Source organism: Propionivibrio soli (assembly GCF_025770765.1).
Lineage (GTDB): Bacteria > Pseudomonadota > Gammaproteobacteria > Burkholderiales > Rhodocyclaceae > Propionivibrio > Propionivibrio soli.
The window spans coordinates 34,131-54,295 of record NZ_JANZKY010000009.1 but is presented as its reverse complement, the minus strand read 5'-3'; the positions used below and the strand labels follow the sequence as shown (position 1 = coordinate 54,295).

Genomic DNA, 20,165 nt, shown 5'->3' with positions numbered 1-20,165 from the left:
AACGCATGCATATCGTGATCATCAGCGGCCTTTCCGGCTCCGGCAAGTCGATCGCACTCAACGTACTTGAAGACGCGGCGTACTACTGTGTGGACAACCTGCCTTCGCCGTTGTTGCAACCGCTCGTCGATCATTTGGGCCTGCGTGGCTACGACAAGGTGGCGGTGGCCATCGATATCCGCGGCGGCGACAGCATCGCCATGCTGCCGCAACAGCTTGCGGCTTTGCGCGCCACGGACCTCGAATTGCAGTTTCTATTTCTCGATTCGAAGACGGAAACGCTACGCAAGCGCTTCTCGGAAACGCGTCGTCGGCATCCGCTCGCGGACGACCAAAAGACCCTCACCGAAGCGATCGCCGAAGAACGGCTGCGCCTGGCGCGCGTCGCTGAGCTCGGGCACCACATCGACACCAGCGACCTGAAACCGAACGCGCTGCGTGAATGGGTGCGTCAGTTCATCACAGCCCCCGATGGCAATCAGACGCTGACACTCTTCTTCGAATCGTTCGGTTTCAAGCACGGACTTCCGCTCGACGCGGAACTCGTTTTCGACGTGCGCTGCCTTCCCAATCCGCATTACGAGCCGGCGCTGCGCGATCTCACGGGCCGTGACGCACCGGTCATCGCTTTCCTCGAGGCGGAAGCCGAGGTCATCCGCATGCGCGACGACATCGCCCGCTTCATCGCCAACTGGCTGCCCTGCTATCTGCGCGACAACCGCAGCTATCTCACGGTCGGCATCGGGTGTACGGGCGGCCAACACCGCTCGGTCTATTTTGCGGAATGGCTGGGTCGCGAGTTTCGAGATCGCGCGCGCGTACTCGTGCGGCACCGGGAACTGGCACCGGTTCTCCCCGGCACACCGTAATGCGCTGGCTGGCACTGATCCGCCCGGGCGACTGGCTGGTGGCCGCGCTCGGGACGGTAGCGTGCGTGGCTTCGGTGCCACTCGCTTGGCAGAGCGGCGCGGCTGACAAGGCTGTAGTCCGCCTGCATGGCGAAATTTTTGCCGAACTCGATTTGTCCCGTAACCGGCGCATCGAGGTCCGGGGACCGCTCGGAGTAACGACGATCGCCGTAGACAAACGGCGGGTACGCGTGGTGTCCGACCCGGGTGAGCACCAGTATTGCGTGCGCCAGGGTTGGCTAGAACGTGCCGGCGAAATCGCCATCTGCGCGCCAAACCAAGTCAGCGTCCAGATCGCGGGGGGCAAGGAGCCCTATGATTCGCTCAGTTATTGAACTGCGAACGACGGCCGAGGACCATCGCATCGCGCAGCTCACTGCCGCGGCCATTGGCCTGGCGCTGATCGATGCGGCGATTCCACTTCCCCTCCCCGGCGTCAAACCCGGCCTCGCCAATATCGTGACCTTGATCGTGCTCGCACGTTATGGGTGGGGCACGGCGGCATGGGTCAGCGGGCTGCGGGTGATTGCGGGCGGTCTGCTGCTTGGCCAGTTCCTTTCGCCAGGATTTTTCATGAGCCTGACCGGAGCGGCGTTCAGCCTGATCGTGCTGGGCGGTGCCGTACGTCTTCCCAAACGTTGGTTCGGGCCCGTGAGTTGGAGCATCCTGGCGGCATTTGCCCACATCGGGGGACAGGTGCTGCTCGCCCGCCTCTGGTTGATTCCGCACAATGGGCTGTTCTATCTGGTGCCTTTTTTCGCCGCCGCCGCGTTGGCTTTCGGTATCATCAATGGTCTGATCGCCACCCGACTGCTCGATGAACGAGCCGCCCAAAGCCTTCCACCCGATAATCGAGTTCGCTGATGCCCCAAACTATCTGTCTCGCCTTTACCGGCGCCTCCGGGATGCCGTACGGCGTACGGCTCCTGGAAAGCCTGCTGGCGGCGGGCTGCCATGTGCAGTTGCTGTACTCGCAAGTCGCGCAGGTGGTGGCGAAGCAGGAAATGGCCCTGGATTTGCCCGGACGGGCGAAGGAAACCGAGGCGTTTTTCCGCGCCCGCTTCAAGGCCTTGCCTGGAATCCTCGAAGTTTATGGGCGGGAAGAATGGTTCGCCCCCGTCGCCAGCGGCTCGAACCCCCCGGACGCCATGGTGGTGTGTCCTTGTACCATGGGAACCTTGGCCGCCATCGCGCAGGGACTTGCAAGCAACCTGATCGAACGCGCGGCGGACGTCGTACTCAAGGAGAGCCGCAAGCTCATCCTTGTCCCGCGAGAAACGCCTTTGTCAGCGATCCACTTGGAAAACATGCTGCGCCTGTCGCGCGCTGGCGCTGTGATCTTGCCGCCCAATCCGGGTTTCTATCATCATCCACAAGATGTCAGCGATCTGGTCGATTTCGTCGTCGCGCGCATACTGGACCAGATCGGCGTGCCGCACACGCTGATGCAACGTTGGGGCGAGCCGGGAGATGGTGCGTGAGTTGGTTAAGCTTCCTGCGCAAGACCGACGCCGAGGCGTCTCCGGAGCCGGAACGCCTTGATGTCCCACTATTCCCGCTCGGTACGGTCTTGATGCCGGACGGGCTGCTTTCGCTGAAGGTATTTGAGCAACGCTATCTCGATATGGCAGCGGCGTGCATGCGGTCGAATTCACCTTTCGGAGTTTGCCTGATCGAAAGTGGCAAAGAGGTCGGCGAAGTCGCTATTCCGCACCGCGTCGGGACGTTGGCGCATATCGAGAGCGGCGACATGCCGCAACTCGGCATTCTGATGCTCAAGCTCCGTGGCGGCCGCCGCTTTCGCATCGTTTCCCATTCGGCACAAGCAAGCGGGTTGCTGACGGCGCAAGTGGAATTGTTTGCGCAAGCCGAATCGACCCCGCTGCCGGCCGAACACCAAGGAGTGCTGCCCCTATTACGCAGGGTGATCGCCGAACTCGGGCCGGAAAAGGTTGCACTGCCACACCATTTCGGCGACGCCTCCTGGGTGGGCTACCGCCTTATCGAGATTCTGCCCGTCCAGCCGCTCGCCAAGCAAAAGCTGCTTGAACTCGACGACCCCATATCTCGCCTCGAGATCATCCACACTTACCTCGCGCAGCACCACCTCGTGCAGTAACGCGTTAGCTGTCCCCAAGAATGAACCGGCGTATACACCGGCCTGACCTGCTGGCCGGAAAGCCTATGGCTCGTACGGCGAAAGCGGCCTATCCTTACGGTAATATCAGGCCACACGCCATCGCCAAGAAGAAAGAGGCAATGAATCGCTTGTTGTCTCGCTGGCCTCGCCAATAATTCGACAAGGGGACAACCATGACATTAAAACAACATCTGCTCTTGATCGTCGGCAGCGCTTTCGTAGTTCTGTTTGCCGCGCTCGGATTCTCACTCTACGGCCTCTCCTCGTCTGCACGCCATACCGACCAGTTGATCAATCATGAGATCGCCGTCGAGTTGGCGTACGTGAACCTTTATGCGAGCGGGCTACAAACATCTTCGTCATTACGAGGCGTCGTTCTCGACCCGAAGAACAAGACGGGTTACACCAATCTCAACAAAGGCCTCGAAGACTTCGACGCGGCGCTCACGCAAGCAAAGGCCTTGCCTCCAACCCGCAGCCAGTCAGCCGACGCGGTGGGCAAGATCGTCTCCATGCACGAGCGTCGCAAGGCTCTCATCCAGAAAGCCGGCGAGATGGCGCAATCCGACGTACCAGCGACCATCGAACTGCTGAATAAGGAAGAGATTCCGCTATGGCGGGAAATTCGGGGAGTTATTCTGGAGCAGGTCAAAGCAGCGCACGGAGACATGGAAGCCGAGCGCGCGGCCAGCAGCACGTACATCAGCCGCACCATCAGTCTCGCGCTGGTGTTGACCGTCATCGGCGCCTGCATCGCGGCTGTCAGCTTGTCGCTCTTTTTGCGCCGGATCGATCGTAGCCTGGGCGCCGATCCAGCGGAAGTCGCCGGAATTGCGCAGACCGTGGCCAGCGGCAATCTTGCCGGGCGGATCGAGACACGGTTTGCGGGGAGCGTACTCGCTTCAATGCGCGAAATGCAGCAGCATCTCATCTCGGCGGTGGGCCTAATCCGAGAGAATTCCATGCGTCTTGCCCAGGCATCCGAGAAAATGACGGAGAACGGTAACGCAGTCGCCGGCCGTATTCAACATCAGTCCGACAATCTGTCAGAAATCTCGGCCGGAGTCGAAGAACTCACCACCTCGATCAGCTTAGTCGCTGACCTGAGTGTCGAAACGACATCAATGACCGCTGCCTCTGGCGAAAAGGCGAAACAAGGGGCACAGGCGATCGGCAACGTCGTGCAGGAGATGAACGCGATCCACGATACGGTCCACGAAGCGGCTGGCGTCGTCGAGCAACTCGGGCACGAATCGGATCGCATCACTGTGGTCGTCGATACGATCCGCGACATCGCCGACCAGACCAACCTCCTCGCCTTGAACGCGGCGATCGAAGCCGCCCGAGCCGGAGAGACGGGGCGAGGTTTTGCCGTCGTCGCCGACGAAGTGAGAAAGCTCGCTGAACGAACGACGTTGTCCACGAAGGAAATCTCAGAGACGATCGACAAGGTAAGGCGAGGAATCGGCGCAGCGTCGTCCCATATGATGACCAGCGTGAACAACGTTGTTCATGGCAAGGAACTCGCGAACGACGCCGGGTCCGTGATGCAGGAAATCCTCGAGTCTTCCGAAAACGTCCTACGCACAGTGCACGACATGTCGCACTCGATCAAGGAGCAGAGCACGGTGAGCACCCAAATCGCCCAGCGCGTGGAGTCGATCTCGATATCGTCCCAGGACAACATGCGCGCAATGCAGGAAGCCGTCACGTCGACACGCGAGGTTAATGACCTGGCGAAAAGCCTGGAGAAAAGCGTCGAGGTCTTCCGACTTCCGGCCTGACTGGCGGTCAGCGCCGTTCCTAAAAGGTGTCCCAGGCAAATTTGAGGATCAGTGCGCCGACGACGATGAGAAATACCTGGCGCACGAATCCGCTGCCGTGCCGGAGCGCGAGGTGCGTGCCGATCATCGAGCCACCGATATTGGCGATGGCCATGATCACTGCCGCGAGCGGCAGATAGTAGCCGTTGGGTACGAAGTAAGCGATCGCCGCCAAATTCGTCGCCACATTCACCACCTTTGACGCTGCCGACGCGTGCAGGAAGTCAAATCCGAAGTAGCGCACGAACAGGAAGATCAAGAAGCTACCGGTTCCTGGCCCGAAGAAGCCGTCGTAAAAGCCCATTGCTCCACCGACGGCGAGCGCGTAAATGAACTCGCACCGCCCGGCATGGTGCGGACGGTGGATGCTGCCAAAATCCTTGCGCCAGAACGTGTAGACGGCCGCGCCGATAAGCAGGATAAGAATCATCGGGCGCAGCATGTCGCGCGGCAGCCAGGCGACCGACATGGCTCCCAGATAGGCACTGACGAATGCCGCGATGGCAGCCGGCAACGTCGTCCCCCACGGCATCTTGACGCGCCGAGCGTATCGGATCGCCGCATTGGTGGTACCGAAGACGCTGGCAATCTTGTTGGTTCCGAACAGGGTTGCCGGCACTTCCCGCGGGAGCGTACCGAAAAGCGCGGGGACTTGGATCAGCCCACCGCCGCCGACGACAGAATCGATGAAGCCGGCGAACAATGCGCCAAGAGCGAGGATGGTCAGATGAGTCAGGTCGATGGACACGAAATACTAGCGCGGGAGAAAGATGGCGTTCATTTGCCAATACAGAAGCGCCCGAAGATCTCTCCGAGCAAGTCATCAGCCGAAAATTCGCCAGTTATAGCTGAAAGCGCCGTCTGCGCCAATCGCAATTCTTCGGCAAAGAGTTCGAGTTGTGGTAGCCGTGCCCGCGCTTCGTTAAGGTGGGTACGAGCAGCGAGCAGCGCACGCAAATGGCGTTCGCGCGCGATGAAAACGTCCTCTGCAGGGTGCCAGCCGGCAACCCTCAGAAGTTCGTCGCGCAACAGACCAATTCCCTCGCGGTTTTTTGCCGAAAGCGAGATCGCTACACCGCCACTTTCATCGTGGCGTTCCGACTTACGGCCCGTCAGGTCGACCTTGTTGAATACGGTAATACGGGCGAGGTGCGCCGGCAGACGGGCCAGTATCTCGCGTTCGGCGTCACTTACCCCTGTGCGCGCATCAACGATCAGGACAACAACGTCAGCGTTGTCAATTTCGCGCCAAGTGCGCTCGATGCCGATCCTCTCGATCTCATCGTCGGTGGCGCGCAGGCCAGCCGTATCGATGATGTGGAGGGGGACGCCTCCTATTTGGAGGCTGCTGCGCACCACATCGCGGGTCGTTCCAGCGACCGGAGTGACGATAGCGACGTCGTCACCCGCGAGTGCGTTGAGCAAGCTCGATTTTCCGACGTTCGGTTGGCCGGCGAGAACGACGTGTAACCCCGCTTGCAGCAGTTTCCCTTGCTGCGCACGGTCGAGGAGGGCTTCGAGTCTTCCCTGCAATCGATCGAGACGTCCGAACGCATCGGCCGCCTCAAGAAAGTCGACTTCTTCGTCCGGAAAATCCAGCGTCGCCTCGACCAAAGCCCGCAGCTCGATGAGCTCGGCGACCAAGGGATGGATCTCGCTTGAAAACGCACCTTTCAGCGAACGTACGGCGCTACGAGCGGCCGCGACGGTGGACGCGTCGATCAGGTCAATAACAGCTTCCGCCTGTGCAAGATCCAGCTTGCCATTGAGAAAGGCCCGACGCGTGAATTCTCCCGGTTCGGCCAGGCGGGCACCGAGGTCAAGGCAGCGTGCGAGTAGCATTTGCAGGACGACCGGGCCGCCGTGTGCCTGAATCTCGAGAACATCATCGCCGGTAAACGAATGCGGAGCGGGAAAATGCAGGAGCAGCCCGCTGTCGATGATCTCCCCGGCAGCATCGCGGAAATCGGCCAGCGTTGCTTGCCGAGGCTTGGGCGTCTTGCCACCGAGCGCGACGGCCAAATCGATCAGGTGTTGGCCCGAAACCCGGACGATACCGATACCCGCTCGTCCGGGTGCCGTGGCGACGGCAGCAATTGTCTCTGCCACCGCCACGACGGGTCTCTTCAAATCAGGCTTTGGCGTCGTTGGCTGCTTTTCCACCGCGTTCTATCATGCGCGTGATCTGCCACTGTTGGGCAATCGACAGCACGTTATTGACGACCCAGTAGAGCACCAGCCCCGCCGGGAAGAAGAAGAACATGAAACCGAAAACGAAGGGCATGATCATCGTGATCTTGGCCTGGATCGGATCCGGCGGAGTAGGATTCAGCCTGGTTTGCAGGAGCATCGTCGCCATCATGATGATCGGCAAGACGTAGTACGGGTCTTGCGACGAGAGGTCGTGAATCCACAGGATCCACGGCGCACCGCGCATTTCGACGGCACCAAGCAACGCCCAATAAAGCGCGATAAAGACCGGTATCTGCACGACGATCGGTAAACAACCGCCGAGCGGATTGATCTTTTCCGTCCGATAGAGATTCATCATCTCCATGTTCAGCTTCTGTTTGTCATCCCCACAACGCTCGCGCAATGCCGTGAGGCGGGGCGTGATCGCTTTCATCTTGGCCATCGACTTGTAGCTGGCAGCCGAAAGCGGGAAGAACAATGCCTTGATGCCGATGGTCAGGACGACGATCGCCCAACCCCAGTTACCAACCACTTTGTGAATGAGATCGAGGCACCAGAATATCGGTGCCGCCACGATCGTTAACCAACCGTAGTCGACAACAAGGGGGAGACCCTCCGCTCCGATGCCGCCTTCGGCAGCCGGCTTGGCCAATTGCTTGAGGTTCGACTGGATTTGGGGTCCGGCGTAAAGCGACACCGACTGCGTGGCCTTCGCTCCCGGTGCCACGGTCGGGGTGGGCACGATCAAACCGGCGGCGATTGTCGTATTGGCACCGTCGAGTTTGCGCACGTAATACTCGCGGGGCAGTTTTTCCTCGGGAACCCATGCGGACACGAAGTAATGCTGGACCATGCCCATCCAGCCATCGTTGGCCTTATTGGTGAATTTGGCTTTCCCCTTTTCAATGTCCGAGAAGGTGATCTTCTGATACTTGTTCTCTTCCGTGTACAGCGCAGGACCCGTGAAGGTGCTCACCATCCGGCTTTCGCCTTCAGGCGCTTGCGTATCGCGCTGTATTTGGTAATAGGCATGCGCAGCTATTTCTTTCTGGCTGCCGTTCTGGATCTCGTAAGTAACGTTGATCAGGTAGCTGCCGCGGGCAAATGTAAAGACCTTGGCGACCTTTACGCCATCGGGCGAAGGTGCTTCGAGCCGCAGTTGCACCGTCTTGGCGTCAGGACCAAGCTCGTGTGTACCAGGAGCAACCGAAAAGACCGTCTTGTGGTTAGGCAGGCCTTCCCCGATCAACCCACTCTGCGCCGCATATTGATGCTTCGGCTCAAACAGGAAGAAGTTCTTGCTCTGATCGACGACTCCCTTGTAGTTGTTGAGTTCAAGCGCTACAACATCGCCGCCGACAGCCGACACCGAAGCGGTAAATAGGTCCGTCTTGACTTCGACAACCTCCCCTTTCACCGCGGTTGGCGCGGTCAGCGCAGGGGGTACGGCAGGAGCAGTAGGGGCCTGCGCCGAAGGAGCTGGAGTAGGAACCCCGTTGGCGGTCGACGGGGCCGTAGTCGTAGTGGTTGCGGTCACCGGGGGCGGAGGATTGTGATATCGCTGCCATGCATCCCACAGCATCACCAGTGAGAAGAAGAAGACAGCGAGAAGAATCAGGCGTCTGTTATCCATTAACGGCCTACATTAAGAGTGGTTTTTTAGGGAACGGGATCGAAGCCGCCGGCATTCCAAGGGTGGCAACGGCCAATACGCTTTGCCGCCAACCCGGCGCCTTTCAGTGCTCCATACTTCCGTACGGCCTCGATGGCGTAGTCGGAGCAACTGGGAAAGAATCGGCAACGGGGACCCAGCAGGGGACTGACCACATATTTGTATATTCGTACCGAGGCTAGGATCAGGTATTTCATCTGATTATCGTCCGGGCTGGACCATTTTGCTCAGGAGCCTGCGGATCTCGTCAGCCAAAGCCCGTTTGTCTAAGGACTCCGGTTTTGCCGCCAAGCGGAGAACGATATCCCGGGGCGGCAATATACAGCGTATCGCGCGAAATTGCTCACGCGCCAAACGTTTGATGAGGTTCCGGTCGACGGAGCGACGAAGGAGCCGTTTACCGACAACCAGACCTAACCGCGCACCAACTGCTTCGCTGGTTTCCTGGATGCGGTAATGTAACAGGAAATAGCGACCCTTGATCGCCCTCCTGAAACCAAAAACGGATGAAAAATCATCCGTTTTTGTGAGTCGATAGCATTTTTGGAAGGCGGCCGAACGATGGGTTTGCCCTCCCTCTGAAGGCTTGGAAGCGTTCAAACCGCCAAACGGTGCCGACCTTTGGCGCGACGGGCCCGGATAACGGCACGACCGCCACGTGTAGCCATACGTACAAGGAAACCGTGCGTACGCTTGCGACGGACAACAGACGGCTGATAGGTGCGTTTCATTTTGTTGATTCCCCGAGTCGTTGCGAAGTAAACGCGCAATTAGACATTGGTTTACAAAGCATTGTCAAGTCCATATTTTCTTCCAACCTGTGGATAACTTTCTCTGGTCGGGTTAAAATCGACAATCTTCAGTGTTCGCCGCATGTGAAAGAGCACTAGAAACGAGCAGACGCAAGCGCTGTTCCTGGCAGAACTCCCGTGCATGGCCAACAACAGAGGCGGATTCTGGAAATGCTCGTCAATGCTTTCCAGCCGCGCATTTCGGAAGACGTATTGATCGAGCAATGAGTAGCTTTTGGATATCTTGTCTGAGCCAGTTCGAACAGGAACTCCCGCCTCAGCAATTCAATACGTGGATTAGGCCACTACGGCTCGAGGGTGAAGAAGACTTCGCCAACGGTTTGCGCCTTGTTGCCCCGAACGGTTTCATTCTGAAATGGGTCAAGGAACGCTATCTGAGCCGCATTGAAGAATTGGGCAGTGCCTTCTTTTCCTCTCCGATCCGCGTTTCATTGACGCTTGGTGACGGGAAAGCCCGACCCATCAGTGACGCAACAAGACCGGTGGCTGTTCCCGAAAAGAGGCCAAACGGCTTCGTCAGCAAGGCGGCTCCCGATATAGCGCCCATTCTGCTGGAACGGCCGCTCGACAGCACCCGTTCGAACTACGAAAAGACGCGTCTGATCCCAAGTTTCACGTTCGAGAACCTTATTGTTGGTAAGGCTAACGATCTTGCGCGCGCTGCTTCGGTCCAGGTCTCGGAGAATCCGGGAGGTGCGGCATACAATCCGATGTTCATTTATGGTGGAGCGGGGTTAGGAAAAACCCACCTCATCCACGCCATAGGGAATCGCATTCTCGAGCAGAACGCTACGAAGATCGTCCGCTACGTGCATGCGGAGGATTACTACTCCGATGTTGTCAGAGCCTACCAGACGAAGTCGTTTGACGCGTTCAAGCGCTACTATCGATCGCTCGACGTTCTACTCCTCGACGACGTTCAATTCTTTAACGGTAAGAACCGGACGCAAGAAGAATTCTTCTTTGTCTTCAATGCATTGATTGAAGCAAAGAAGCAGATCGTGATCAGTTGCGATACCTATCCGAAGGACATTTCGGGTCTGGAAGACCGCCTCATCACTCGTTTCGACTGGGGCCTTACGGTGCAGATCGAACCGCCCGAGATCGAAATGCGAGTGGCAATCCTGAAAAAGAAGGCTGAGGCTGAGAACGTTGATCTGGACGATGAAGTCGCCTTTTATATCGCGAAACACCTTCGATCCAACGTGCGCGAACTCGAAGGAGCGCTCAAAAAAGTCCTTGCTTACGCGTCATTCCATGGCCAGAAAATCGATCTGGAACTTGCGAAAGCCTCGCTCAAAGACTTGATCGGGGCCGTTAACCGGCAGATAACGGTCGAAAACATCCAGAAGACAGTCGCCGATTACTTCAAGATCAAAGTCGCAGACCTGTACTCGAAGAAGCGCACTCGGCAAATCGCCCGGCCCCGTCAAGTCGCAATGTGGTTGGCGAAGAATCTCACGTCTCAAAGTTATCCAGCGATCGGAGAGGCCTTTGGTGGTCGCGACCACACCACCGTTCTACACGCTGTCAGAACTATCGAAACACTGAGAAATAAGGACAACGAGTTGAATCACGACGTTCACGTGCTACTACAAGTCCTTAAAGGGTAACCGCGTAGTTTGGATAAAGAGGCTTGAAAGGTGTGTGTAAACCTTGGATAACCACTCGAGTTAGCAGCCAATCAAATTTTGTTCTTTTTTATCCACACAGCCATACCGACGTTTTACAGAAGCAAAAAGTCCACATAACATATTGAGTTTATTAGGTAATTTTTGGATATCCACAGAGTTGTCTTTGAGATTATCTTTATAGGATTTATATAAATATGATTCTTATTAAAACCCAGCGCGATGTGCTTCTTGCACCGTTGCAGTCTGTTTCGGGGATCGTGGAAAAAAGACACACTCTGCCGATTCTCTCGAACGTACTGCTCGAGAAGCGGGGCGAGCAACTTACGTTGTTGGCAACCGACATCGAGATCCAGATTACGACGTCGACGCTTGGGGCCAGCGGGGATGCAGATGGCGCTGTGACTGTAGCTGCAAAAAAGTTACAGGACATTCTGCGCAGCCTTCCCGAAGGATCTGAGATTTCTCTGGCACTGGATGAGAAACGGCTTCAGGTAAGAGCTGGCAAGAGCCGGTTCAGTCTTCAAACTTTGCCGGCGGACGATTTTCCTCGAATGGCCATGGCGGATGGTGACGTCGAGCGGCTCGACGTCACACAGCGCAGTTTCAAACGGTTGCTAGCGCAGACGCAATTCGCTATGGCGGCTCAAGATGTCCGTTATTACCTCAATGGATTGTTGTTACTTGTGGACGGAAGTGAATTGCGAGCAGTTGCTACGGATGGGCACCGTTTGGCTTATGCAAGCATGGCGTTGGGCTCTGAGATTGAGGGAGGAAGACGCGAGTTCATCGTGCCGCGCAAAACAATCGTAGAGTTGAATAGGCTACTGAATGACAGTGAGGAACCACTAACCGTCGAGTTTGGAGCGAACCAGATTCGGTTCCGGTTTGGAAGCATAGATCTAGTATCGAAACTTATTGATGGCAAGTTTCCCGACTATGAGCGTGTTATTCCAGCCACATTGAAGAGTTCTGTGGTTCTTGAGAGAACGGCCTTGCTTCAGTCGATGCTGCGCGCTGCGATTTTGACGAACGAGAAGTTTCGGGGAGTCCGGTTGGTACTCAGCCCGGGTAGCTTGAAGATTACGGCGGCAAACGCAGAACAGGAAGAAGCGCAGGAGGAACTGGAGGTCGAGTACAACGGCGATCCGATCGACGTCGGGTTTAACGTGGGGTATTTGCTCGATGTCCTCAATAATACGGCGGGAGAAACAGTCGAATGGGGGTTCAACGATGCCAATTCGAGCGCGCTGTTCAGACTGCCAGGAAATGACAGCTTCAAATATGTCGTTATGCCGATGCGTATCTAGATAGATAAGTTCTGGCGAACTAACGACGTTTCACGTGAAACACTTTGTAGGTAAAAGATGAATCAAGCGAACGAACAACAACCAGCGTACGACGAATCGAGCATCCAGCAGCTCGAGGGATTGGAAGCGGTACGCAAACGCCCCGGCATGTACATTGGAGATACTTCAGACGGTACGGGCTTGCACCACATGGTTTTCGAAGTGGTGGATAACGCTATTGATGAAGCGTTAGCGGGGTATTGCGATGAAATTGTCGTTACGATTCATGCCGACAATTCAATCTCGGTGAGTGATAACGGCCGCGGCATTCCAACAGGAGTCAAGTTCGACGATAAGCACGAACCCAAGCGTTCGGCCGCCGAGATCGTCATGTGCGTTCTCCACGCTGGCGGAAAGTTCAACCAAAACTCTTACAAAGTCTCAGGTGGCTTGCACGGGGTTGGGGTGTCGTGCGTTAACGCCTTATCTAAATGGCTTCGGCTCGTCATTCGTCGGGATGGGAAGAAACACGTCCTCGAGTTCAGCCGAGGGGCAGTTGCGAACCGGATTATCGAAGTTCAGAACGGCGTTGAGGTTTCGCCGGTAAAGATTGTCGGTGATACCGAGAAACGCGGCACTGAGGTGCACTTTCTGGCGGATGAGGAAATCTTCGGGCAAGTTGAATTCCATTATGAGGTGATCGCCAAGCGGCTTCGCGAGCTTTCGTTCTTGAATAACGGAGTCAAGATCCGTTTGGTCGATCAACGCTCTGGGAAAGATGAGAATTTCGCCTTCCTAGGTGGCGTGAAGGGCTTTGTCGAGTATATCAATCGGTCAAAAACCGTCCTTCATCCCAATATCTTCTGCTCAGCTGGCGACTCAGTCACCGTCAACGGAACGATTTCCGTTGAAGTTGCGATGCAGTGGAACGACAGTTACGCAGAACAGGTACTTTGCTTTACGAATAATATCCCGCAAGCCGATGGGGGAACGCACTTAACGGGACTTCGTGCGGCGATGACTCGGGTACTTAACAAATACATCGACGAGCACGAAATTGCCAAGAAGGCGAAGGTCGATATCACCGGAGACGACATGCGCGAAGGACTCGCGTGCGTTTTGTCGGTGAAAATGCCGGACCCGAAGTTTGCGTCGCAAACAAAGATGAAGTTGGTCTCATCGGAAGCTCGGCCAGCAGTCGAAGAAGTTGTAGCTGCTCGCCTGACAGAGTTTCTTGAAGAACGTCCGTTAGACGCAAAAGTAATCACTGGAAAGATTGTGGAAGCCGCGCGAGCAAGGGATGCTGCGCGGAGGGCCCGCGAGATGACGCGGCGAAAAGGATTGCTGGACGGCGTCGGATTACCGGGAAAGCTTGCCGACTGTCAGGAGAAAGACCCCGCGTTGTGCGAGCTCTACCTCGTCGAGGGTGATTCGGCCGGTGGGTCGGCCAAGCAGGGGCGTGACAGAAAATTTCAAGCGATTCTTCCCCTTCGCGGCAAGATTCTCAACGTTGAAAAAGCGCGCTTTGACAAGCTGATTTCGTCCCAGGAGATTGCAACGTTAATCACGGCACTGGGTACGGGCATAGGTAAAGACGAATATAAACCGGAGAAACTGCGGTATCACCGGCTCATCATCATGACTGACGCGGACGTCGACGGCGCGCATATCCGTACACTCTTGCTGACTTTCTTTTATCGGCAAATGCCTGAGTTGGTCGAAGGGGGCCATATTTACATCGCGCAGCCTCCGCTATACAAGGTGAAACACGGAAAGACCGAGCGCTACCTAAAGGACGATCAAGCGCTCAACCAATTCTTGCTAACACTAGCCCTAGAGGAGGCTCAGTTGGTACCGAGGACTGGGGTCGCGCCAATATCCGGTTCAGCTCTTGCGGAATTGGCCCGTGAGTACTTGCTAGCAGAGGCGGTCATCAACCGCCTTTCCCATCTTATTGAACCTCGTGTCCTGCACACTTTGATCGATTCCAATCTCACGATTGACTTATCCGACGAGGCGGCGGCCAAGGCGAGTGAAGCGTCCTTACTGAGGGCCATTGCGGGGAAGATCGACACGCAGGTCTACGCGAACTACGACGTGAGCCATGAGCGTTGGCAGCTCCGACTTGAAACCATTCATCACGGAAACGTGAAAGTAGGCACGATTGACGAAGATTTGTTGGTAAGTGGGGATTACGCACAGCTTAGGAAGACAGCCGAAACATTGGCTGGTCTCTTTGGCCCTGGTGCAAGTGTTTCGAGGGGAGACAAGAAGCAGCCGGTGGGTAGTTTTGCGGAGACGATTCACTGGTTACTCAGCGAAGTCGAGCGAGGTGTCACCAAGCAGCGGTACAAAGGGCTTGGCGAAATGAATCCCGAGCAGCTATGGGAAACGACGATGGACCCGAAAGTCCGCAGGTTGTTACGCGTTCAGATCGAAGACGCGATCGGCGCTGACGAGATCTTCACGATGCTGATGGGTGAACTCGTTGAACCTCGGCGGAACTTCATTGAATCGAATGCTCTGGCGGCGAGGAACATAGACGTATAGCCGGTCATGTCTTCGGGTGACTGAAACGGACGTGCGTTTGGTAGAGCAGTACGCTGAAGCTCTCATCGTGCGACCGTTGCCGGCTTTCTAGTCGACGGTTAGCGCTGCGGTGGCGCATTACAATTCCTTCGCCGACGACTTGTCGAGCACTGTGGACTAGAAGCGTTGCCATTGTGGCGGTCGTCACGCATTGTGGCTCGGTTTGCTCGAGTGGATTTCTTGAGTTCGATGCCATAAGAGGAAGCTCATTGGTCCGACGCCTTTCCTGCACCTCCGGCCCTTGCGATGTCTCCTATCTTTGCGTAGTGGTTTGGATTGGAGTCTGGCAGCTGATCACACCGTGTTTGCCTCGAGGGGCTACCGGGCATAAGCGGCCGGGTCAAAGCCCAGGAATACAACAACGAACGGCCCACGGAATCTCTTGGGTGGCGCCACGCCTTAATGATCGTTTTGACGTGTTTCAGACCGACAAACTAGTGTTCGTTCCTACATTCATCGCGTAAGGATTCGTTCAAGGTAGGCATTCTGAGTCGGTTTCCCGGGTTGGATTTGCCGCAGTTGTATGCCCCCGCTGATGCGCCAGGTCAGCATGGCGCCCCGAATTCCTTGCCATGGTCGGTCTGAATCACTCGGGATAGCCCGCGCTCGATCTACAGCCGATCCCGCATCCGGGTCAGCAGATCGCCGCCGATCACTCGTTATGGAACGACGGCAACCGCTTCGTGAGCCGTATCATCCACAGCCATCAACCCCGTTGGTCCTGTCAGCTGTAGGCTGGGGTTTGCGAAATTCTTTGGCGAGGGTCAGTACCGGTGCAGCGCGACGCGTTAGAAAAGCCGGCTGCGGGCACAACTCTTTGGCTGGCACGCCACCCTACCCGTTCTGCAGCTAACGGCCGAACGCTTATCCTCGATGTCGCGCCGGAGAGTGCGGGAGCACAAGACTCTGCTTCAACGATCACAAGTTAGCGCAAGTGGAGAAACGTCCTGCGCGGCCTTAGGTATCGTCGTCCAGTACTATCCGTCTTCATATTGTGAGATTGGATCAAGCGGAAGCTACGCAAGCCGTGGGAGCTTGTAGCAAAGCGGAAGAAATTGATTTGAGACCGAGGTCGCCCGAGACCTAAAGAAGTTTCACGTGAAACAATCCGGCGCCCTCAATCCCATGTCTCGGATAGAGAAGTATGTCAAACCACCTTGCGGCGATTGTTCTTCTTAACCTCCGCAGGCGAGGTTTTACTCTCTTTGTCGGTCGTTTGAGACTTTTTTCCAGAAGAAGCCTTGGCCTCTCGCTTCTCGAATTCAAAACCGACTTTCCCATCCCCTCCACGCACCAAAAACGCGGAAAACTTACGCTTAGTGCGCGCTGAGACAAAACCCTTAAGAAGGTCGGTCCGCCCCGTTTCGAGCAGCTTTTTCATTTGGGCTTCTTCAACAGGCTGTTGAAGGATTACCTTCCCCGATCGAAAGTCACAGGTCCGCTCCGGGCCGACTGCTTTCTCGCAGACGTACGCCATCCCATGAGAAAAAACGCGAGAACCGCATTTTGGGCAGGGTCCCAGCGACTGTTGGTCACCGAAGTCCACATGCTCTGCACCACCGTCTTCGCCGCTTCCGCTTTGACCAAAATCGAACTCGGGAACGTTCTCGGCGTTTAGGCGTACGACGGCATTGAACGGTCTTCCCATCTTATTTCGGAAGCCGGTCAACGGCCCGACCGAGCGCTTCGTTACCAGTTCCTCAACTTCCTTTGGCTCGTATTGCCGACCGGCGACGATCTTCCATAAGGAAAACTCGCATGACTGACACTGAAATTTTTTGTATGTCTCTTTGAGCTTTCCTCCGCACACGGGACACGGTGCAGACAACTCGCCAAAGTCCCCTGGAATCGTATCGCTGTCGTAAGTCTTTGCGCGGTCAACGATGTGTTGCGTCATTGCCGCAATTTCCTTCATGAACTCATGCCTGGAGAGTTCGCCCTTTTCCATTCGTGCGAGTTTGTGTTCCCACTCTCCCGTAAGCTCCGGCGAGGTAAGTTCCGGGATGCCGAGACCGTTCAACAGCGTCATGAGCGTGAAGGCCTTCGCCGTCGGCTGAAGCTCTCTACCTTCGCGGTGAAGGTACTGCTCACCAATCAGGTTTTCGATGATCTGAGCGCGGGTCGCCGGCGTGCCGAGGCCTCGATCAGCCATGGCCGCGCGTAGTTCCTCGTCGTCCACCATCTTCCCTGCACCTTCCATCGCGGAAAGGAGCGTCGCTTCCGAGTAGCGCGCTGGCGGCCGGGTCTCTTGGGCGTTGACAATGACTTCTTCCACCGGAACCTTCTCGCCCGCCTTTACCGCCACCAAATTTCCTTCATCCCCTTCCTGGCCTTCTCGCCCATACACGGCAAGCCATCCAGGATTGACTAGAACGCGTCCTTCGGTCTTGAACGGCTCGCCCTCAACGCGCGTGATCCGCGTTGTTACCATGTACTCGGCCGCAGGATAGAAAACGCCAAGGAAGCGCTTGACCACCATGTCGTAAAGCTTCTGCTCCGGCTCAGACAGGTGTTTTGGGGCTTGCAAGGTCGGTATGATCGCGAAGTGGTCAGAGATTTTTGCGTTGTTAAATACGCGTTTGTTTGGCATGACCCAATTGCGAGCCAATATCTGGTGCGCGAAAGGAGAAAACCGGGCGAGTAACGTCTCGTCGTGGCCCTTGCCCACGCCCTCCCCTGTGAGCATGCGGAGGGTTTCCTTAACTGTGCCAATATAGTCTTCCGGTAGTGCTCGAGCGTCAGTACGAGGATAGGTCAAGACCTTGTGCTTCTCGTATAAAGCTTGGGCCAGGCCAAGCGTAGCGCGTGCCGAGAAGCCAAACCGGCTGTTTGCCTCACGTTGCAGGCTGGTGAGGTCGTAGAGAAGCGGGGACATCTGGGTAGACGGCTTGGCCTCTTCCGAGACCTCTCCGATTTGCCCTTGGCACTTGGCCTGCAGAGCCTTGGCCCGTTCTTCATTCCAAAGTCGCTCGGCCCGTAGATGTTCGTCTTCTTCGCCCTTTCCTTTGGCGAAATTCTCGTCGAACCATTTCCCTCTGTACTCGCCCGCCGCGCAGCGGAACACGCCCTCCAACTCCCAATACGCGCGCGGCCGAAATCGCCGGATTTTCTCCTCACGCTCTACCATCAGTGCGAGGGTCGGCGTCTGTACTCGTCCGACGGTGGTCAAATGAAAACCGCCGGTTTTGGAATTGAAAGCCGTCATGGCCCGCGTACCGTTGATTCCCACGAGCCAATCGGATTCCGAGCGACACACCGCTGCGTCGGCGAGCCCACGCATTTCCTCACCCGCCCGAAGGCGAGCAAATCCTTCCTTGATGGCCTGCTGCGTCATGGACTGCAGCCATAGGCGCTCTACGGGTTTGGAACTACGGGCGTGCTGCACGATATAGTTGAAGATTAATTCACCCTCGCGGCCCGCATCGCACGCATTAACTAAGCTCGTTACATCCTTGCGTTTAATTAAGCGGGTTAGCAGCTTCAGACGTGACTCCGTCTTTTCGATTGGACGCAGGTCGAAATGCGGCGGTATCACGGGAAGATGTGCAAAAGACCATTTTCCGCGCTTGACCTCGTACTCCTCAGGACAAGCTAGTTCGAGCAGGTGTCCGACCGCCGAACAAATGATGGCGTCATCGCTTTCGAAGTAGTCGTCATGCTTCGTAAATCCGCCAAGCGCTCGCGCGACGTCCGCCGCGACGGAAGGTTTCTCGGCAATGATCAGCTTCTTGCTCATAGGAATAGCGCGCTCGCGGAATACGGCATTTCAAAATGACAACGGACTCTCAGTTGCCGGTTATGTTGCGGGGCATAATAAGAGCAGTGTACAGAGCTTGGCAAGCAACGGTAGATTATGATCCCGTCTGAGGACCAGCCGTTTTTCCTTCGATCCAATGGCATCTGATTAATGAGGAAGGCCGCAACGGCTTACATCACATCTGAGGGACAGCTGCAATTGTTGGTAACGTGACCGAACGGAGCACTTAGGCTGCGCACGAACCAAGCGCTGATCCCTGGCTACCGAACCCGTTGGTAGTAACCCCCAGGCAATGCCGCGACTCGTCCATCGAGTTCGAGGTGAAGAAGGGCCACTGAAACGGCATCGGCAGCCAAGCCGGCTCGTAGGGCGAGTTCGTCGACTCCACAAGGGTCGAAGCCGAGAAGAGCAAGTAGATCTCCGTCCTCTTCCGCCAAGCTATCACTAGGGCGGTGGGACGCTTCGTTTGCTGCCTGCGACCAATTCAGTTCTTCTAGAACATCAGCCGCGGATTCGACGAGCTTCGCGCCTTGTTTGATCAGCTTGTGACAACCGCGTGCCTGCGGCGAATGAATCGATCCCGGAATGGCAAAGACTTCCCTGCCTTGCTCTCCCGCAAGGCGGGCAGTAATCAGGGAGCCGCTGTCCACCGCGGCTTCGACGACCAGAACCCCACGCGCAACGCCTGAAATCAGCCTGTTGCGCCGTGGAAAATTTGCCGCCATGACGGGTGTTCCCAATGGAAACTCGGAAACAATGGCACCACGGCTTCCGATCTCGACCGCCAGCTCTTTATTTCTAGCCGGGTAAACACGGTCGATTCCAGTGCCTATGAACGCTATCGTGTCGCCGCCCGCCGCCAGGGCTCCGCGGTGAGCAGCCGCGTCGATGCCGAGCGCCAGGCCACTGGCAATGACGAAGCCGGATTCCGCAAAACTCTGCGCGAACCGTTCCGCGTTATGCACACCCTGTGCGGTTGGATTTCGACTGCCGACGATGGCCAAGGTCGGCCGGTTCAATAGTTCCTTGCGGCCGCGAACATAGAGCAGGCTTGGCGGATCAGGAATCTCAAGCAGCGTCTGCGGGTACTCGGCATCCGCTAAGGTAAGGATGTACTGCTCGCCGCCCTCGGCCCATGCCAAGGCATTCTCTACGCTCGCCCGGTTTTCCGCATCGAGAAGCGCATCAGCTGCTTTGTCTCCGACGACACCACGCAGTGCGCTTCTTCCCGCGCTGAATACCGCTTCCGGCAGACCGAAAGCTGCCAGGAGCTTACGTTGTGTTTCGCCCCCGATGCCCGGAGTGAGCGTAAGTCGCAGCCAACTCGAAAGCGAGTCGCCGACGCTCACGG

At 56.6% G+C, this 20,165-nt stretch carries 17 protein-coding genes; 9 read left to right on the top strand and 8 right to left on the bottom strand.

The features are described 5' to 3' along the window. Positions 1–5 precede the first annotated feature (5 nt). From rapZ to NZ453_RS11855, 6 genes are all read left to right on the top strand, one after another. Complete coding sequence (gene rapZ, locus NZ453_RS11880) at positions 6–869, top strand: RNase adapter RapZ (RefSeq protein WP_263770978.1); 864 nt, start codon at positions 6–8, stop codon at positions 867–869. Then, entirely contained in the window at positions 869–1,243 is a 375-nt protein-coding gene (locus NZ453_RS11875) for a NusG domain II-containing protein (protein WP_263770813.1), read from the top strand. The genes rapZ and NZ453_RS11875 overlap by 1 nt, the downstream gene beginning before the upstream one ends. Beyond that, on the top strand, positions 1,224–1,772 hold the full coding sequence (locus tag NZ453_RS11870; protein WP_263770812.1) for a Gx transporter family protein: 549 nt from the start codon (positions 1,224–1,226) through the stop codon (positions 1,770–1,772). The genes NZ453_RS11875 and NZ453_RS11870 overlap by 20 nt, the downstream gene beginning before the upstream one ends. Next, positions 1,772–2,389 carry a flavin prenyltransferase UbiX gene (locus NZ453_RS11865; RefSeq protein ID WP_263770811.1) on the top strand — a complete coding sequence of 206 codons (618 nt, stop codon included), beginning with the start codon at positions 1,772–1,774 and terminating at the stop codon, positions 2,387–2,389. The genes NZ453_RS11870 and NZ453_RS11865 overlap by 1 nt, the downstream gene beginning before the upstream one ends. Beyond that, entirely contained in the window at positions 2,386–3,027 is a 642-nt protein-coding gene (locus NZ453_RS11860; protein WP_263770810.1) for an LON peptidase substrate-binding domain-containing protein, read from the top strand. Before NZ453_RS11865 ends, NZ453_RS11860 begins: the two co-directional genes overlap by 4 nt. A 194-nt stretch (positions 3,028–3,221) precedes the next feature. Beyond that, a complete protein-coding gene (locus tag NZ453_RS11855; protein WP_263770809.1) occupies positions 3,222–4,832 on the top strand; it encodes a methyl-accepting chemotaxis protein in 1,611 nt (536 codons plus the stop codon). A 19-nt stretch (positions 4,833–4,851) separates the two neighbouring features. Here the strand turns inward: NZ453_RS11855 and NZ453_RS11850 are convergent, their stop codons facing one another. From NZ453_RS11850 to rpmH, 6 genes are read right to left on the bottom strand one after another with little or no spacing between them, the layout of a single operon-like run. Further along, positions 4,852–5,619, bottom strand: a complete 768-nt coding sequence (locus tag NZ453_RS11850) for a sulfite exporter TauE/SafE family protein (RefSeq protein WP_263770808.1) — start codon at positions 5,617–5,619, stop codon at positions 4,852–4,854. Positions 5,620–5,648: 29 nt separating this feature from the next. Beyond that, positions 5,649–7,001 carry a tRNA uridine-5-carboxymethylaminomethyl(34) synthesis GTPase MnmE gene (gene mnmE, locus NZ453_RS11845; protein WP_275983165.1) on the bottom strand — a complete coding sequence of 451 codons (1,353 nt, stop codon included), beginning with the start codon at positions 6,999–7,001 and terminating at the stop codon, positions 5,649–5,651. A gap of 1 nt (position 7,002) precedes the next feature. Next, complete coding sequence (gene yidC / locus NZ453_RS11840; protein WP_263770806.1) at positions 7,003–8,697, bottom strand: membrane protein insertase YidC; 1,695 nt, start codon at positions 8,695–8,697, stop codon at positions 7,003–7,005. A gap of 26 nt (positions 8,698–8,723) precedes the next feature. After that, positions 8,724–8,933: a membrane protein insertion efficiency factor YidD gene (gene yidD / locus NZ453_RS11835; RefSeq protein ID WP_263770805.1), complete on the bottom strand. Its 210-nt coding sequence runs from the start codon at positions 8,931–8,933 to the stop codon at positions 8,724–8,726. 4 nt (positions 8,934–8,937) lie between these two features. Further along, positions 8,938–9,336, bottom strand: a complete 399-nt coding sequence (gene rnpA / locus NZ453_RS11830; protein ID WP_263770804.1) for a ribonuclease P protein component — start codon at positions 9,334–9,336, stop codon at positions 8,938–8,940. Further along, positions 9,333–9,467 (bottom strand): 50S ribosomal protein L34, encoded by a 135-nt coding sequence (rpmH, locus tag NZ453_RS11825; protein WP_091932639.1) that lies wholly within the window; start codon positions 9,465–9,467, stop codon positions 9,333–9,335. The genes rnpA and rpmH overlap by 4 nt, the downstream gene beginning before the upstream one ends. Before the next feature lie 284 nt (positions 9,468–9,751). Between rpmH and dnaA the strand changes: the two genes are divergently transcribed. The 3 genes from dnaA to gyrB all read left to right on the top strand — a co-directional run bounded on the left by dnaA (position 9,752) and on the right by gyrB (position 15,018). Then, on the top strand, positions 9,752–11,161 hold the full coding sequence (gene dnaA, locus NZ453_RS11820) for a chromosomal replication initiator protein DnaA (RefSeq protein ID WP_263770977.1): 1,410 nt from the start codon (positions 9,752–9,754) through the stop codon (positions 11,159–11,161). Between the two features lie 215 nt (positions 11,162–11,376). Then, on the top strand, positions 11,377–12,489 hold the full coding sequence (gene dnaN, locus NZ453_RS11815) for a DNA polymerase III subunit beta (RefSeq protein WP_263770802.1): 1,113 nt from the start codon (positions 11,377–11,379) through the stop codon (positions 12,487–12,489). A 57-nt stretch (positions 12,490–12,546) separates the two neighbouring features. Next, positions 12,547–15,018 carry a DNA topoisomerase (ATP-hydrolyzing) subunit B gene (gyrB, locus tag NZ453_RS11810; RefSeq protein ID WP_263770801.1) on the top strand — a complete coding sequence of 824 codons (2,472 nt, stop codon included), beginning with the start codon at positions 12,547–12,549 and terminating at the stop codon, positions 15,016–15,018. Positions 15,019–16,204: 1,186 nt separating this feature from the next. On the opposite strand, the gene NZ453_RS11805 is transcribed toward gyrB, so the two are convergent. Both NZ453_RS11805 and dprA read right to left on the bottom strand, forming a co-directional pair. Continuing rightward, positions 16,205–18,793 carry a DNA topoisomerase III gene (locus NZ453_RS11805; protein WP_263770800.1) on the bottom strand — a complete coding sequence of 863 codons (2,589 nt, stop codon included), beginning with the start codon at positions 18,791–18,793 and terminating at the stop codon, positions 16,205–16,207. Between the two features lie 281 nt (positions 18,794–19,074). Beyond that, a complete protein-coding gene (dprA, locus tag NZ453_RS11800; RefSeq protein WP_263770799.1) occupies positions 19,075–20,163 on the bottom strand; it encodes a DNA-processing protein DprA in 1,089 nt (362 codons plus the stop codon). Between the last annotated feature and the right edge of the window lie 2 nt (positions 20,164–20,165).